Annotated in this window: 13 protein-coding genes; 10 read left to right on the plus strand and 3 right to left on the minus strand. The window is 61.5% G+C overall.

Features of this window, described 5'->3' with window-relative positions; genetic code table 11:
* Nucleotides 1-24 precede the first annotated feature (24 nt).
* A complete protein-coding gene (locus EDD77_RS10360) occupies nucleotides 25-1308 on the plus strand; it encodes a diaminopimelate decarboxylase (protein ID WP_058967171.1) in 1284 nt (427 codons plus the stop codon).
* Nucleotides 1309-1447: 139 nt separating this feature from the next.
* Nucleotides 1448-1963, plus strand: coding sequence for a pantetheine-phosphate adenylyltransferase (gene coaD, locus EDD77_RS10365; protein WP_058967170.1), 516 nt, complete (start codon nucleotides 1448-1450; stop codon nucleotides 1961-1963).
* 81 nt (nucleotides 1964-2044) lie between these two features.
* On the opposite strand, the gene mnmA is transcribed toward coaD, so the two are convergent.
* Nucleotides 2045-3115, minus strand: a complete 1071-nt coding sequence (gene mnmA, locus EDD77_RS10370) for a tRNA 2-thiouridine(34) synthase MnmA (RefSeq protein WP_058967169.1) — start codon at nucleotides 3113-3115, stop codon at nucleotides 2045-2047.
* A 32-nt stretch (nucleotides 3116-3147) separates the two neighbouring features.
* Nucleotides 3148-3597, minus strand: coding sequence for a ribonuclease HI (rnhA, locus tag EDD77_RS10375; RefSeq protein WP_058967168.1), 450 nt, complete (start codon nucleotides 3595-3597; stop codon nucleotides 3148-3150).
* Between the two features lie 522 nt (nucleotides 3598-4119).
* Between rnhA and EDD77_RS10380 the strand changes: the two genes are divergently transcribed.
* From EDD77_RS10380 to EDD77_RS10415, 8 genes are all read left to right on the plus strand, one after another.
* Complete coding sequence (locus EDD77_RS10380; RefSeq protein ID WP_077138632.1) at nucleotides 4120-5952, plus strand: ribonuclease J; 1833 nt, start codon at nucleotides 4120-4122, stop codon at nucleotides 5950-5952.
* Nucleotides 5953-5980: 28 nt separating this feature from the next.
* Nucleotides 5981-7966, plus strand: coding sequence for a DHH family phosphoesterase (locus EDD77_RS10385; protein WP_058967167.1), 1986 nt, complete (start codon nucleotides 5981-5983; stop codon nucleotides 7964-7966).
* 73 nt (nucleotides 7967-8039) lie between these two features.
* Nucleotides 8040-8483 (plus strand): 50S ribosomal protein L9, encoded by a 444-nt coding sequence (rplI, locus tag EDD77_RS10390; RefSeq protein WP_058967166.1) that lies wholly within the window; start codon nucleotides 8040-8042, stop codon nucleotides 8481-8483.
* A gap of 165 nt (nucleotides 8484-8648) precedes the next feature.
* The gene (dnaB, locus tag EDD77_RS10395) at nucleotides 8649-10046 is read left to right on the plus strand and encodes a replicative DNA helicase (RefSeq protein ID WP_058967165.1); all 1398 of its coding nucleotides are present in this window, start codon (nucleotides 8649-8651) and stop codon (nucleotides 10044-10046) included.
* Entirely contained in the window at nucleotides 10036-11421 is a 1386-nt protein-coding gene (tilS, locus tag EDD77_RS10400) for a tRNA lysidine(34) synthetase TilS (RefSeq protein WP_082669697.1), read from the plus strand. Before dnaB ends, tilS begins: the two co-directional genes overlap by 11 nt.
* Before the next feature lie 7 nt (nucleotides 11422-11428).
* Nucleotides 11429-11974 carry a hypoxanthine phosphoribosyltransferase gene (hpt, locus tag EDD77_RS10405; RefSeq protein ID WP_058967164.1) on the plus strand — a complete coding sequence of 182 codons (546 nt, stop codon included), beginning with the start codon at nucleotides 11429-11431 and terminating at the stop codon, nucleotides 11972-11974.
* A 62-nt stretch (nucleotides 11975-12036) separates the two neighbouring features.
* Nucleotides 12037-14205 (plus strand): ATP-dependent zinc metalloprotease FtsH, encoded by a 2169-nt coding sequence (ftsH, locus tag EDD77_RS10410; protein WP_058967163.1) that lies wholly within the window; start codon nucleotides 12037-12039, stop codon nucleotides 14203-14205.
* Between the two features lie 21 nt (nucleotides 14206-14226).
* Nucleotides 14227-15222 (plus strand): hypothetical protein, encoded by a 996-nt coding sequence (locus tag EDD77_RS10415; RefSeq protein ID WP_058967162.1) that lies wholly within the window; start codon nucleotides 14227-14229, stop codon nucleotides 15220-15222.
* 88 nt (nucleotides 15223-15310) lie between these two features.
* On the opposite strand, the gene EDD77_RS10420 is transcribed toward EDD77_RS10415, so the two are convergent.
* On the minus strand, nucleotides 15311-16015 hold the full coding sequence (locus EDD77_RS10420) for a hypothetical protein (RefSeq protein WP_058967161.1): 705 nt from the start codon (nucleotides 16013-16015) through the stop codon (nucleotides 15311-15313).
* Nucleotides 16016-16017 lie beyond the last annotated feature (2 nt).

Genomic DNA, 16017 nt, shown 5'->3' on the forward strand with positions numbered 1-16017 from the left:
CGTGGGAAAGGGAGAAAGACCACCATGCAAAAGCATCCGTTCATCAGCCTGGAACAGGCCCAGAGGATCATTGAGGACGTGCCCACGCCCTTTCATATCTACGACGAAAAAGGCATTCGGGAAAATGCCCGCCGCCTGAACGCGGCCTTCGCCTGGAACGAGGGCTATAAGGAATATTTTGCCGTGAAGGCCACGCCCACCCCGGCGCTTTTAAAGATTCTGCAGGAGGAGGGCTGTGGGGTGGACTGCTCCACCTACACCGAGCTGCTGCTCAGTGAAGCCTGCGGTTTTACCGGTCAGGATGTGATGTTCTCCTCAAACGTGACCCCTGTGCAGGACATGAAAAAGGCCTGCCAGATGGGTGCTTACATCAACCTGGACGACTACACCCATGTGGAATTTCTGGATCGGGTGGCCGGTGTGCCGGAAACCGTGTTCTGCCGCTACAATCCGGGCGGCGTGTTCAGCATGGGCAACGACATTATGGACAACCCCGGCGAAGCCAAATACGGCATGACTGAAGAGCAGATGGCTTCCGCCTTCGAAAAGCTGATGAAGAAGGGGGCCAAACAGTTCGGCATCCATGCCTTCCTGGCCAGCAACACCACCAGCAATGATTATTACCCGGCGCTGGCCGAAATCCTGTTCCAGCTGGCGGTGCGGCTGAACAAGGCCACCGGCGCAAAGATCAAATTCATCAATCTATCCGGCGGCGTGGGTGTGGACTACCGCCCTGAGGAGCCCGCCAGCGACATTGCCGCCATCGGTGAAGGTGTGCGCAAAAAGTTCGAGGAGATTCTGGTGCCCGCCGGCATGGGCGATGTGTCCATCTTCACCGAGCTGGGCCGGTTCATGCTGGCCCCTTACGGCCATCTGGTGGCCACTGTGCTCCACGAAAAGCATATCCAGAAAAACTATCTGGGTCTGGATGCCTGCGCCGCCAATCTGATGCGTCCGGCCATGTACGGTGCGTACCACCACATCACCGTGCTGGGCAAGGAAAACGAGCCCTGCGACCATGTGTATGACGTGACCGGCGGTCTGTGCGAAAACAACGACAAATTCGCCATCGACCGGGCCCTGCCTGAGACCGGCATCGGTGACGTGCTGGTGATCCACGACACCGGCGCCCACGGCTTCTCCATGGGCTACAACTACAACGGCAAGCTGCGCAGCGCCGAGGTGCTGCTGCATGAGGACGGCAGCCACGAGGTGATCCGCCGGGCTGAGACCCCCATGGATTACTTCGCCACACTGGACAATACCCCCTTTTATCAGAAGCTCAGCGAGCTGTGTGAACAGGAATGACGGGAGAAGAAAGGCGGCAAAAATGTGATTGACAAGGCCGCTTTTCCGGGGGTATACTTAAGGGCGCCCGCCGAACAGCAAGGCGGGAAAATGGCCAACAGTGGGCCCAGCGGCCCACAGCGGAAAGGAAAAACGCTTTATGGAAAAACGCATCGCCATCTGCCCCGGCAGCTTTGATCCCATCACCAAGGGCCACCTGGACATCATCCGCCGGGCTTCGGGCCTGTTCGACGAGGTGATCGTGCTCATTCTGGTGAACTACGCCAAGAGCAACACCGCCTTTACCCCCGCCGAGCGGGTGGAGCTGGCCCGCCGGGTGACCAAAGACCTGCCCAACGTGCGGGTGGATTTCTTCGGCGGCCTGCTGGCGGACTACGCCTCCCATGTGGGGGCCTGTACCCTGATCAAGGGTCTGCGTGCGGTGAGCGATTTTGAATACGAATTCCAGATGGCGCTCACCAACAAGAAGCTCTGCCCCACACTGGAGACCATGTTCATGACCACCGACATTCAGTACATGTATCTTTCCTCCTCCATTGTGCGGGAGGTGGCCACCATGGGCGGTGATATTTCCGAGTTTGTCTGCCCGGAGATCATCGACGACATTCGCCGCCGTCTCGGGCCCAAGAACGACAAGAGCGAAGAAAACAAATAAACAAAAACGCAAAAAAGCAGCCCTCTGCACGGTGTTCCGGCAGAGGGCTGCTTTTTGTTTGTGTTGTCTGCTCTGGGGAGATTACTCCAGAATCTGGTCGATGAAGCCGCCGCCCAGAACCAGGCCGCCGCCGTAGAATACGGCGCTCTGACCGGGAGCGGGGGCGCGGGCAGGCTCTTCAAAGCGCACGGCGCCCTTGCCGTCGTAATGGCAGGACACGGGCTTGGAGGCGCTGCGGATCTTCACCAGATAATCCCCGGCGGGCAATTCGCCCCCGGCGGCGCAGCATACGTCACGCAGGGTCATGCCGGAGAAGAATTCCTCACCGGCCCAGCCCAGCTCCACGTCGCCGTTCTCCCGAATGGCCTTCACAAAGGCGGGCTTGCCCAGTGCAAGGCCCAGACCCTTGCGCTGGCCCAGGGTGTAGTGCATTACGCCCTTGTGGGGGCCAAGATCCTGCCCGTCCGGCGCGATGAAACGGCCGGCCTTGTCCGCAAGGCCCCGGCCCCGGATGAAGGCGGCGTAGTCGCCGTCCGGAATGAAGCAGATTTCCATGCTGTCCGGGCTGTCGGCGCAGGGCAGGCCCAGATCGCGGGCAATCTGGCGGATGTCCTCCTTCTCAAACTCTCCCAGCGGCAGGCACAGCCGGGCCAGAATATCCTGCCCCAGGCGGTAGAGCATGTAGCTCTGGTCCCGGGCCACGCTGGCGGGCTGGGCGATGTGGTACTGGCCGGCGGCGGTCTGCTCCACACGGGCGTAGTGGCCGGTGGCGATGAAGGGGATGCCCAGCTCGTCGGCCCGGGCGGCCAGCAGCTTGAACTTTACGGTGGGGTTGCACAGCACGCAGGGGTTGGGGGTGCGTCCGGCGCAGTAGGCCTGGCAGAAGGGCTCCACCACCTGGCGCTCGAACTCCTCGCCTGCCTCGATGACCTCCAGCGGAATGCCCAGAGCGGCGGCCGCCTTCCGGGCTTCCTCCACCGCCTTGTCGTGGGCGGGGGAGAAGCGGATCACCGCACCGGTTACCGCAAAGCCCTGCTCCCGCAGGATGTGCACGCATACCGCGGAGTCCACCCCGCCGGATACGCCCACCAGCACCTTGTCCTGCTTTTCAAAGGTGGAAAAATCGTTGCCGGGGAATAAAATATCGCTCATAATTCGTTGCTCCTTTTTGTTGGAAGCAGCCGTCAGGTCTGGCGGCCGCCGTACTTCTTGCTCTGCTCCACGGCCAGCCGGTCGCAGCGTTCGTTCTCCGGGTGACCGGCATGGCCCTTGATCCATTTATAGTGGATCACATGCCCTTCACACAGCTCCAGCAGCCGACCCCACAGATCCGGGTTGAGGGCGGGGGATTTGTCACTCTTTTTCCAGCCCCGGGCCCGCCAGCCCTTGGCCCAGCCCTTTTCCAGCCCGTCAATCACATATTTGGAATCGCTGCACAGGGTAATTTCACAGGGCTCCTTCAGCTGTTCCAGCGCCCGGATGAAGGCGGTGAGCTCCATGCGGTTGTTGGTGGTTTCGGCCTCGCCGCCGGAAAGCTCCTTTTCATACTGTTTATAGCGCAGTACTGCGCCCCAGCCGCCGGGGCCGGGGTTACCGCTGCAGGCACCGTCGGTAAAGATTTCAATCTGTTTCATGCTGTCCTCCTGTCCGCGGGAAGGCGGGCTGTCTGTTCCGGGCACGGCTTTGTTTGGAAACCAATAGCCGGTCAATGCCCAATGGCACCATTATACCGGTTTTGCTCCCGGGCGGCAAGTGTAAGAGGGGATTGGTCGGCCCATACTTGGGGCAACACCGCACATTTCAAAGCGGGTGCTTCCGGCGCGCTCCACCACCTGGAATTGTGCGGGATTGCCCCGGAAAAGCCCTGCCCGCATTATTTTGCCCTGCCTGCTCCGCTTTGTTGACAGAAAGCATACAAAGAGGGTATAATAAAACTAACTTTAGGTTGGAGAAGTTTGCCAACCTTGGCCGAGCAGCGGCCCGTCGCCGCCGCTCTGTGTGCGTGATCCGTCCGGGGCCCGGTCGCATTGAACAAATGGACCCGTCGTGCCCAACACCACAAGCATTTTCAAACTGAACCATCGTGCGCCCGGCCGTTTTCGCATCGTAACGGGAAACGGGTTTTTCCGGCGTACGCAATTTTACGGAGGAGATCTATGACTCAACAGAAAAACACGAAGGAAAAAGAGCCCAAAAAACCGCGCGCTGCCCATAAGCCGGCCGCGCCCAAAGCCGAGAATGCCGGCACGCAGCAGCCTGCTCAGCGCCGCCGCCCCTTCTATTCCCGGGGCCGCAAGCCTGCTGCCAAAAATCACAATAAGCAGGAAGAGGCTGTGCCGGTGCACATTATTCCTCTGGGCGGTCTGGGTGAAGTGGGCAAAAACATCACCCTGTATGAGTGCCAGGGAGACATGCTCATCGTGGACTGCGGCCTGGTTTTTCCGGACAGCGACATGTTCGGCATCGACCTGGTCATTCCGGACTTCACCTATGTGGTGCAGAACAAGGATAAGATCAAGGGCGTGGTAATCACCCACGGCCATGAGGATCACATCGGCGCGCTGCCCTACCTGCTCAAGCAGGTGAACCTGCCCATCTATGCCACCAAGCTGACCATCGGCCTGATCAAGAACAAGCTGGAAGAGCACAATCTGCTGGGCCGCACCAAGCTGGTGGAGATTCATCCCCGCCACAAGTTCAAGCTGGGCTGCTTTACCATCGAGCCCATCCATGTGAACCACTCCATCCCGGATGCGGTGGCTCTGGCCATCGACTGCCCGGCGGGCGTGATCATCCAGACGGGCGACTTCAAGATTGACTATACCCCGCTGTCCGCCGGGCCCACCGATCTGGTGACCATTGCGGAATACGGCAAAAAGGGTGTGCTGGCCCTGCTGAGCGATTCCACCAACGCCGAGCGGCCGGGCTTTACCGCCACCGAGCACAAGGTGGCCGACAGCTTTGCCAACCTGTTCCGCCGGGCGGACAAACAGCGCATCATCATTGCAACCTTTGCTTCCAACATCTACCGTGTACAGCAGATCATTGATCTGGCGGTGGAAAACGGCCGCAAGGTGGCGGTGTCCGGCCGGAGCATGGCCAACAACACCCAGATGGCCCTGGAGCTGGGCTATCTGCATGCGCCGGAGGGCGTGCTCATTGATCTGGAGCAGATCAACAAGTACCCGCCGGAGCAGATCGTGCTGATCACCACCGGCAGCCAGGGCGAGCCGCTGAGCGCCTTGTCCCGCATGGCCAGCGCCAGCCACCGGAATGTGCGCGTGGGCCCCGGCGACTTCATCATCATCTCCGCCACCCCCATCCCCGGCAATGAAAAGATGGTCACCAAGGTGGTGAACGGTCTGTTACTGCTGGGCGCGGAGGTCATTTACGAATCCATGTATGATGTGCATGTGTCCGGCCACGCCTGCCAGGAGGAGCAGAAGCTGATGCTCACGCTGGCGGCGCCCAAATACTTCCTGCCGGTGCACGGCGAGTACAAGCAGCTGAAAAAGCATGCCATCACCGCCGAAAAGCTGGGCATCCCCCCCAAGAACATCCACATCGCCGAGATCGGGCAGGACATCATCCTCTCGGCCGACAGCCTTTCCACCGGTGAGCCGGTGCCTGCCGGCGCCGTAATGGTGGACGGCCTGGGCGTGGGCGACGTGGGCAACGTGGTTCTGCGGGACCGCCGTCATCTGTCCGAGGACGGTCTGGTTATCGTGGTGGCCACGGTCAACTCCCGCACCGGTCAGGTAATGGCCGGGCCGGATCTGGTTTCCCGCGGCTTTGTGTATGTGCGCGAGAGCGAGCAGCTGATGGACGAAGCCCGCCGGCTGGTGAGCCAGTGCTTCGAGCGGTGCGCCGCAGAAAATGTGCGCGACTGGAACAGCGTAAAGACCCGCGTGCGGGAGGCGCTGTCCTCTTATATCTACCGCAAGACCAAGCGCAGCCCCATGATCCTGCCCATCCTCATGGAGGTCTGACCCCAAACGCAAAGGAGGCTGTTGGGCCATGGATCTGAAACCACGTTTCACACTGGAGGTCTACACCGCCGGGCTTCTGGTTTTGAGCACGCTGCTCACCGTTCTGGTGGGCCTGCTGGAACCCCGGCTGCTGTGGGTGCTGATCCCGCTGCTGGCCGTTCTGGTTCTGGTGCTGTTTTTCCTTGCAGGGCGGCTGCGCCGGGGTCTTGCCCGGGCGCTGCAGTGCGAGAGCTTTGAAAACAGCCAGGTACAGCTGAGTCTGGGCACCACGGCGCTGCCGGTGGCCCTGCTCAGCGGCAAGACTCTTGTGTGGTACAACAGCGCCTTCCGCCAGCGCATTCTGGCAGACGAGGACCGTCTGCTTGCTCCGGTGGGCAAGGTGCTCTGCGGGCTGGATCTGCACCAGTGCAGCGAGCCCGCCGGCCAGGTGCTGGAGCACGAGGGCCGCAAATACAATATTTTTGCGTCGGTAACCTCCGGGCGTGAGGCACTCACGGTGCTGTATCTGGTGGACGAGACCGACCTGCGCCAGCGGGCGGCGGAATACGACGCCACCCGTCCGGCCTATATGATCATCGAGATCGACGCCTACGCCGAACAGCTGGCCGAGCTGAAGGACTCGGAAAAGGCCCGGGTGCTGGAAGGCATCAACCGGGTGCTGGAGAACTACATCGGCCGCACCACCGGCTTTTTGCAGCGGGTGAGCAACGCCCGCTACATAGCGGTGGTGGAGGAGCGCCACATGAAGGAAATGGTGGCGGCAAAGTTCGATGTGCTGGATAAGATCCGTGCGCTGGAAGGCGAAGTGAACGTGACGCTGTCCATTGGCGTAGGCCGGGGCGGCGACACCCTGCGCCAGTGCGAGGAGATGGCCCGCCAGTCGCTGGACATGGCCCTTGGCCGGGGCGGCGATCAGGCGGCAGTGAAAACCCCCGAGGGCTTTGCCTTCTACGGCGGTGTGTCCCGCAGCGTGGAAAAGCGCAGTCGGGTCAAGAGTCGCATCGTGGCCAAGGCCCTGTGCGATCTGATCCGTCAGGCGGACAGTGTGCTCATCATGGGTCACCGGATGAGCGATCTGGACTGCGTGGGCGCGGCCATCGGTGTGCTGCGCATCTGCAAGGCGCTGGACGCGCCGGCTGCCATCGTGGTGCGGCGGGATGCAACACTGGCCCAGAGCGTGCTGGACGAATTCCAGGCCGCGGGCCTGGGCGAGGACTTCATCTCGCCGGAAGTGGCGCTGGACGGCATGACCGACAACACCCTGCTGCTGGTGGTGGACACTCACATCAAAGGCCTGCTGGAAAGCGGCGATGTGTATCGCAAATGCCGCCAGGTGGCGGTGATCGACCACCACCGCAAGGCCGTGGGACACATCGACAACGCGGTGCTGTTCTTCCACGAGCCCTATGCTTCCTCCACCTGTGAGCTGGTGAGCGAGCTTTTGCAGTATGTGGAGGCGGAAAATGCCCGCCCCACCGCGCTGGAAGCCGAGGCGCTGCTGGCCGGCATCATGCTGGATACCCGCAACTTCGGCATTCACACCGGCGTGCGTACCTTTGAGGCGGCTGCTTATCTGCGCCGTATGGGCGCCATGACCGAGCGGGTGAAGCTGCTGTTCAACTCCAGCCTGCAGGAATACACCGCCAAGTCCAATCTGGTGGAAAACGCCGATATTTATATGGGCTGTGCGGTGTCGGTATCCGGCGAGCTTCCGCCGGACATGGCGGTTGCGGTGCCTCAGGCGGCCAACGATCTGCTCACCATCCAGGGGGTGGGAGCCAGCTTTGTGGCCGTGCAGCAGGGCAGCGGGGTGAACATCTCCGCCCGCAGCATGGGCGCCGTGAACGTGCAGGTCATCATGGAGCAGCTGGGCGGCGGCGGTCATCTGACCATGGCCGGTGCCCAGATGAAGGATACCACCATCGACGAAGCCGAAAAGCGCATCCGTCAGGCCATTGCCCGCTACCGGCAGGAGCAGGCCGAGGAAGAGGGGCGCTCCGGCAAGAAACGATAAACCCGGCCCTGCGGCCGGCCAAAATACGCGGCGCCTGCAAGCGGGTGCCGCGCACATAAGGAGAGAGATACCAATGAAGGTTATTCTGAAGCAGGATGTGAAGAACATCGGCAAAAAGGATGAAATCCACGAAGTGTCGGACGGCTACGCCCGCAACTTCCTGTTCCCTCGCGGCCTGGCCGCCGAGGCGGACGCCACCGCACTGAATCTGGTGCGCACCAAGAACGAAGCCAAGGAGCATCATGCTGCCGAGGCCCTGGCTGCTGCCCAGCAGCTGGCCGCCACCATCAAGGACAAGACCGTTGTGATCAAGAGCAAGGGCAACGGCGGCCGCCTGTTCGGCAAGATCACCTCCAAGGAGGTGGCCCAGCACCTGAGCCAGATGGTGGGCACCGAGATCGACAAGCGCAAGGTGGAACTGGAGCGGGACATCAAGGAGTTCGGCACCACCAACGCCACTGTGAAGCTGCACCCCGGCGTGACCAGCACCTTCAAGGTGAAGGTTGAGGAGCAGTAAAAAGCGGAACCGCTGCGCCCAGTGGGGCGGTCATGGGGAAGAATGGCCCCGAAGGCCGCGCCCGCTGGGCGCTGCTTGCTGAAAACAGCAAAGCAGGATGCACTCCATTCCATGTGGAGCGACGCTGACTGAAAAACCAACCGTAGCGAAAGGGAACGATGCCTGATGCAGGATACAAATTTTGAACTGGACAGCATGAATCTGGCCGAGCCGTATAATATGGAAGCGGAGCAGTCGGTGCTGGGCGCCGCTCTGCTGGACAGCGAACGGGTGATGCCCGCGCTGATCAATACCCTCAAGCCGGAAATGTTCTATTCCCGCCAGAACGCCGAGATCTTCAGCCAGATGGTGGAGCTGTATTCCGGCACCGAGCAGCTGGACGCGGTGACCCTGATCGACGCGGTGGCCTCCACCGGCGTGTTCGAGAGCATGGAGGCCGCCAAGGTCTACATTGCCCGTCTGGGCGAGGTGGTGCCCTCCATCAGCAACTTCGGCGCCTACGCCCGCATTGTGGAGGAGAAATACCTCACCCGTCAGGTGATGCAGCTGGCCCAGAACATCCTCAAGCAGTCCAGCGCCCAGCCGGACGCGGATATGCTGCTGGAGAGTGTGGAGCAGCGACTGACCGACATCCGCTCCAACCAGAAGCGGGAGGAGCTGACCAAGCTGTCCGACGCGTTTCTGGAGACCATGGCCACCCTGCAGAAGATCGCGGGCCCCAACAAGGACAAATACGCCGGTATTCCCACCGGCTTTACCTATCTGGATTCCATCCTCACCGGCCTGGGCCGGTCCGACCTGATCATTCTGGCCGCCCGCCCCGGTATGGGCAAGACCAGCTTTGCGCTGAACATCGCCACCAACGTGGCCAAAAAGAGCCATATTCCTGTGGCCATCTTCAGCCTGGAAATGAGCAAGGAGCAGCTGACCAACCGTATCCTCTCCGCCGAGGCCGGCGTGGACAGCCACTCCTTCCGTTCCGGTGCGCTCAGCGGCAACGACTGGGACGATCTGGCCCACGCCATGGACGTGCTGCACGATGTGCCCATTTTTATGGACGATACCTCCGGCATCACCATCCCGGAGGTGAAGGCCAAGATCCGCAAGATCAATCAGGACCCGGAAAAGACCCCCATCGGGCTGGTGGTCATCGACTACTTACAGCTGATGACCAGCGGCAAGCGCACCGAAAACCGTGTGCAGGAAATCAGTGATATTACCCGAAATCTGAAAATCATGGCCAAGGAGCTGAATGTGCCGGTCATCGCTTTGTCTCAGCTGTCCCGTGCGGCGGAGAAGAGCAGCGGCCGATCCGACCACCGGCCCCAGCTGTCCGACCTGCGTGACTCCGGTTCCATCGAGCAGGACGCCGACATCGTACTGTTTTTGTACCGCGAGGGCTACTACACCTCCATGAGCGGCGAAAGCCTGGAGGAGAGCGATTCCAGCACCGCCGAGTGCATCATCGCCAAGAACCGTCACGGCGAAACCGGCAAGGTGGATCTGGGCTGGGACGGCGCGCACACCCGCTTCGTGAACGTGGATTACAACCATGCGGGATGAGCCGATGAGCGCCGCCGCCTTTGAGGAGCAGGTCTTGGAGAGCATCCGCAGCCGGAACATGCTGCAGCCCGGCGACCGGGTGATCGCGGCGGTGTCCGGCGGGGCGGATTCCATGGCCCTGCTGCGCTTTTTTCTGCGCCGGGGCCGGGAGCTGGGCATCACATGGGAGGCGGCCCATGTGAACCACGGCCTGCGGGACGCGGCAGAGAACGACGAGACCTTTGTGGCTGAATTTTGTACAAAAGAAGGCGTGTTGCTGCATTGCCATCATGCCGGCCGGCAGACCGAACGACGCAGCGAGGAGTGGGCAAGGCAGTTGCGCTATGCGTTTTTTGAGCAGCTGGCAAAAAAAGATCCGGCGGTGAAGATCGCCACCGCCCACACCCTTACCGACCAGGCGGAAACGCTACTGTTCCGGCTGGCCCGGGGAACCGGGCTGGCTGGCGCGGCGGGTATTCCGCCGGTGCGGGAGCCCTATATCCGGCCGCTGCTGGAGCTGCCACGAAATGCAACCGAGGATTATTGCCGGGCCACCGGCACTCCCTTTGTGCTGGACGAGACCAACGCAGACAGTGCGTATTCCCGCAATCGAATTCGCCATCAGGTGCTGCCCCAGCTGGAGCAGATCAACCCGGAAGCCCAGCGGGCACTGGGGGAATATTGCAGCAGAGCTCAGGGCTGGCTGCAATATTTTCGCCGTGAGGGGGAACACTTGCTGCAAACGGCCCGCTGCGGCGACGGCTGGAGCGCAAAGATCCTGCTGGAGGCGGACCCGGTGCTTCGGGCCGAGGCGCTGCGCTGTCTGGTGGAAGAAAAAGCCCCGCTGCGTCAGGCGGATCTGCCCAAGCTGGAGGCTCTGCTCGAAGGCCGCAGCCGGGCGGCTCAGCTGGCTGGCGGTGTGCGGATCGAGCGGTGTGCCGGCGTTCTGCGCTGGGCACAGAGCACCGAAGAGCAGCCGGATCCGCCCCGACTCGCCAGGCCGGGGGAATACCGCCTGCCCGGCGGCTATCGGCTGCGGCTGGAGCTGGCCGAGGGCGAAGAATGTGAACAAATCAAAAAATTTGCCGCGGGCCGGAAAAAGGGCTTAACCAATTGTGTGGATTATGATAAAATAAGGAGTAGTTTGTCTCTGCGTACCCGCCAGCCGGGCGACCGGTTCCATCCGGCGGGGCGCAGCGGTAGCAAGAGCCTGAAAAAATACTTCAACGAGGCGGGAATTCCCGGCGTACAGCGTGCGCTGGCGCCCCTTCTGGCCCAGGGCAGCCAGGTGATCTGGCTGTGGGGCGGTGGTGTGGCCCAGGGGTATGCCCCCACAGCTGCCACCAGCCGTATCCTGGTGATCCGTCCGTTGGAACCAACCAACAAGGAGCAGTGAACAAACAATGAGTCAGAGCAACGATATCCTGCAGGTATTACTCACCGAAGAACAGCTGAAAGCCAAGTGCGCCGAGATGGGCGCCCAGATCACCAAAGATTATCAGGGCAAGAACCTGCTGCTGGTCACCGTGCTGAAGGGCGCCGTGGTCTATCTGGCCGACCTGATGCGCTGCATCGATCTGCCCTGCGCCATCGACTTTATGGTCGTTTCCTCCTACGGCAGCGGCGTAAAAACCAGTGGCGTGGTGAAGATCGTGAAGGATCTGGATCAGGATCTGTCCGGCAAGGATATCCTGATCGTGGAGGACATTCTGGATTCCGGCATGACCCTGAGTTATCTGAAGGGGCTCCTGCAGGGCCGCAACCCTGCCAGCATCCGTATTGCCACCCTGCTGGATAAGCCCAGCCGCCGCAAGGTGGATCTGCAGGCGGACTATGTGGGCTACGAGGTGCCGGACGAGTTCGTGGTGGGCTATGGCCTGGACTACGACGAGCAGTACCGCAACCTGCCCTATGTGGGCATTCTGAAGCCCGAAGTATACACCAAATAACATGCGCACGGGGGCGCGAAGCAACGGCCGAAACGCGGCCGGGCCCCCGTGCGGAATAGGAGATGAAGTCTTTGCAGCGTAAACCAAAATTCAACGGCATGATCATCGTCGTGCTGCTGGCGCTGAGCGTGTTGGCTCTGAATCTGTGGAGCCTGATGAACACCTCCACCACTACCATGAGCTACTCCCGGGTGCTCAGCTACTTCCAGTCCCAGCAGGTGGTCGGTTTCGAGATGGACCTGAACACCGGCGACATCAAGCTGGCACTGGTGGAGGGCAGCGTGGAGCTGCCTTCTAACGCGGTGGATACCGGCAAGCAGCCTGCAGGCCGCGGCCAGCTGACCCAGGGCGGTATGTTTGATCTGATCCGCAGCCAGAGCCAGAGCACCACCGATGCCAAGGAAACTGTGGATCAGCTGCCCAGCGGTGAGGGCATCTGGCAGGTGGAATACCGCGTGCCCTATTTCAGCATCTTTTATGAAGAGGTGCAGCCTTACGTTCAGGCCTACAATGAGGCCCATCCCGATGCACCCATGTATCAGGATTACACCCCTGTGAAGAGCAGCGTGCCCGTGTGGGACATCATGATGATGGTGGTCATGGTGGGCAGCATGATCTTCATTTTCTATGTGATGTTCAAGGGCAACCAGGGCGGCAACATCATGAATGTGGGCCGCGCCAAGGTGAAGGATCAGAACGATGACAAGCGCAAGACCACCTTTGCCGATGTGGCGGGCGCGGACGAGGAAAAGGCCGAGCTGGAAGAAATTGTGCAGTTCCTCAAGAATCCCAGTCAGTTCAACAGTCTGGGTGCCCGCATTCCCCACGGCGTGCTGCTGGTGGGCCCTCCGGGTACCGGTAAAACCCTGCTGGCCCGTGCCTGCGCCGGTGAGGCGGGCGTGCCCTTCTACTCTATCTCCGGTTCCGATTTCGTGGAGATGTATGTGGGCGTGGGTGCTTCCCGTGTGCGTGATCTGTTCGACAAGGCGAAAAAGACCGCGCCCAGTATCATCTTCATCGATGAGATCGACGCGGTGGGCCGCCAGCGCGGCACCGGTCTGGGCGGCGGTCACGATGAACGCGAGCAGACCCTGAACCAGATGCTGGTGGAGATGGACGGCTTCGGCGCAAACGAGGGCGTGATCGTGATCGCGGCCACCAACCGTGCCGACATTCTGGACCATGCGCTGCTGCGCCCCGGCCGGTTCGACCGTCAGGTCTATGTGGGCCTGCCGGACGTGAAGGGCCGTGAGGAGATCCTGAAGGTTCACACCCGCAAAAAGCCGCTGGCTCCCGATGTGAACCTGAAAACCATTGCCCAGTCCACTGCCGGTTTCGCCGGTGCGGATCTGGAGAACCTGGTGAACGAGGCCGCGCTGCTGGCCGCGCGCCGGGGCAAGAAGGCCATCACGGAGAAGGAAATCGAGGAAGCCTCCATCAAGGTGGTGGCCGGCCCCGAGAAGAAGAGCCGTGTGGTTACCGAAAAAGAGAAAAAGCTCACCGCATATCACGAGGCGGGCCATGCCATCACCAGCTGGTTCTGCCCCACCAACGACCCGGTGCATCAGATCAGCATCATTCCCCGCGGCCAGGCGGGCGGCTACACCATGTACCTGCCCGATAAGGACGCCAGCTATGTGACCAAGACCGCCATGCAGGAGCGCATTGTGAGCCTGCTGGGCGGCCGTGTGGCCGAGAGTCTGGTGCTGGAGGATATCTCCACTGGTGCTTCCAACGACCTGGAGCGCGCCACCCAGACCGCCCGCAGCATGGTCACCCGCTACGGCTTCTCCGAGCGGCTGGGCCCTGTGGTCTACGGTTCCGACCCGGAGGAAACCTTCCTGGGCCGTGATTTCAGCCAGGGCAAAGGCTATTCCGATTCCATCGCCGCCGAGATCGACAGCGAAATCCGCGACATTGTGGACGAAGCGTATGAACGAGCCCGCCGCATCCTGAGCGACAACATGGATAAGCTGCATGTGGTGGCCGCCGAGCTGATCAAGCGGGAGAAGCTGTCCGGCGAGGAGTTCAAGACCCTGATGGAGGGCGGCACCCTGCCGGAGGCCGAGCAGCCCGCCCAGCCCGCAGCGCCTGCTGAACCTGCCCAGCCCGCTGAGCCCGCACAGGCTGCAGAGCTCGCTCAGCCCGCGGAAATGGCAGAAACCGCCGAGCCGGCGAAGCCCATGCCGGAACAGCCGGACGAGGGCAGCAAGCCCGAAGGCTCTGTGTAACAGAAAAGGAGTGACGCTCTTATGGAAGAGAATTTCGACCTTTTGGCCCAATCCCGTGCAAACTATTACACCAAGGGCAGCCCCATCCAGTTTGTGAAGGTGGAGCTGCTGAAGGGCGACCAGAGCGGCGACATCGCGGTCTGCCTGTCCTTCAAAAATATTTCCAGCCAGCCGGTCATCGGCCTGCTGGTGGAGTTCAAGTGCAAGGATCGCACCGGCACCGTAGTCTGCCAGGATCGCTTTGAATATCAGGGCCTGAACGCGGCTGGCGGTCAGGTGTTCGGTTCGGACGATGCGGTTTACATCAGCCAGGCTCCGGTGGGCAGCGTGGAAGTGGATCTGATCGAGGCCTATATGGCCGACGGTACCGTGCAGGATCTGACCGGTTTTGTGCGTACCCGGCTGCCCGCGCCCAAAAAGCTGCCGGAGGATCTGGCCAAAAAGCTGAGCGAGCGCACCGGCAAGGAGGGGCTGCAGTTTGTGCCCCAGGTGCTGGATCAGGGCTGGTACTGCGCCTGCGGCGCCTTCCATCCCCGTGAGGAAAGCGGTGTGTGGTGCAGCGAGTGTGGCTCCGACCGGATTCTGTTGCAGAATACCCTGTCCAGCATGCTGCAGGCGGCGCAGACCGCCCAGCAGCCCGCGGCAGACCAGCAGCCCACCCGCATGGTGCCCCCGGTTCGCCCGGAGGAGCCCACCCGGGCGGTGCCCCCGCTGCGCAGCCAGCCGGATCCCAGCTACGACGTGCCCCCACTGCATCCCGATGAGGAGGATGATGCGGATATGACTCTGGCCGATGACCGGGGCCATGCCCGCTACGCCGCCTCCCGCCTGGGCTTCCACGAACAGGATGCCTATGAGGACGAGGGCGGCTACGAAGAGGACTACGAGGATTACGATGACTACGACGGGGAGATGGACCCCCGGGACGTGATTGCGGAAAAGATCATCCGCTGGGCCCCACCCATCACCGCTGTGCTGTGCGCCATTGTGGCTCTGATCGGCTTCCTGCTGGCCTGATCGGCACGCTGAATCAACTTCAAAACAAAAAGACCTTCCGCATTGCAACACGCAGTGCGGAAGGTCTTTCTTTCGCTGTGGAACCGGTTCAGTGCATGAACAGGCTGGCGCCCACGCAGTACAGCATGGCCAGCACCAGAACCACCCGGCCAAACTTCTGGCCGGCACGGTACCAGCCGCTGGGCTCGCCGCCGTCCACTTCCAGGCCGTGGCGCATCAGGAAGAAGAAGTTGGGGAAGCGGATGTCCACCGCAAGGCAGGCGGCCAGCAGCAGAAGAGGCAGCAGGAAAATGGGGGAGCCGAAGGTGTCGCACCGGTCCGATACCGCCCAGGTGTAGAGCTGACCGTAGCTGGGAAATTCCGGGGGCGGCTCTTGCGGGCCCACATGAATCTGTGCAATATCATCCATGTTAAAATTGCCCGCTTCATCGGTCAGCAGGTGCCAGTCCCCCATGGGGCTGGCCTGCCCGGAAAACGCCAGCGTGCCGTTTTCGTAGATCTGGGTGGAAAAGCCATCTGAGCCCAAAAGAATCCGGTAGTTGCGGGTCTCGCCGTTCAGTGTGAAGGAAAGTGCAGCCTCGCTTTCGCGCCGTTCCATCTGCAAAGTACAGGCGGCTCGATAGTCCTGCCCGGAAAACACCCCTGCCTGTTGTCGGGCCAGAAAGATTCCGTCGTACCAGTAGCCGGGGTGGAAGAGCGCCCGGAAATAAAGGGCCAGCAGCAGCGCAGCCAGCACAGCGCCGACGGCGAGAAGAGGCTTTTTGCGGCGGGTCATCCATTCGGGGATCGTCATGG

It is taken from the genome of Allofournierella massiliensis, from assembly GCF_004345265.1.
GTDB lineage: Bacteria > Bacillota > Clostridia > Oscillospirales > Ruminococcaceae > Allofournierella > Allofournierella massiliensis.

Coding starts and splice junctions, on each gene's coding strand:
- EDD77_RS10415 (WP_058967162.1), top strand. CDS start 14,227: ATGGAAGAGAATTTCGACCTTTTGGCCCAATCCCGTGCAAACTATTAC.
- dnaB (WP_058967165.1), top strand. CDS start 8,649: ATGCAGGATACAAATTTTGAACTGGACAGCATGAATCTGGCCGAGCCG.
- tilS (WP_082669697.1), top strand. CDS start 10,036: ATGCGGGATGAGCCGATGAGCGCCGCCGCCTTTGAGGAGCAGGTCTTG.
- hpt (WP_058967164.1), top strand. CDS start 11,429: ATGAGTCAGAGCAACGATATCCTGCAGGTATTACTCACCGAAGAACAG.
- EDD77_RS10420 (WP_058967161.1), bottom strand. CDS start 16,015: ATGACGATCCCCGAATGGATGACCCGCCGCAAAAAGCCTCTTCTCGCC.
- rplI (WP_058967166.1), top strand. CDS start 8,040: ATGAAGGTTATTCTGAAGCAGGATGTGAAGAACATCGGCAAAAAGGAT.
- mnmA (WP_058967169.1), bottom strand. CDS start 3,115: ATGAGCGATATTTTATTCCCCGGCAACGATTTTTCCACCTTTGAAAAG.
- rnhA (WP_058967168.1), bottom strand. CDS start 3,597: ATGAAACAGATTGAAATCTTTACCGACGGTGCCTGCAGCGGTAACCCC.
- EDD77_RS10380 (WP_077138632.1), top strand. CDS start 4,120: ATGACTCAACAGAAAAACACGAAGGAAAAAGAGCCCAAAAAACCGCGC.
- coaD (WP_058967170.1), top strand. CDS start 1,448: ATGGAAAAACGCATCGCCATCTGCCCCGGCAGCTTTGATCCCATCACC.
- EDD77_RS10360 (WP_058967171.1), top strand. CDS start 25: ATGCAAAAGCATCCGTTCATCAGCCTGGAACAGGCCCAGAGGATCATT.
- ftsH (WP_058967163.1), top strand. CDS start 12,037: ATGAAGTCTTTGCAGCGTAAACCAAAATTCAACGGCATGATCATCGTC.
- EDD77_RS10385 (WP_058967167.1), top strand. CDS start 5,981: ATGGATCTGAAACCACGTTTCACACTGGAGGTCTACACCGCCGGGCTT.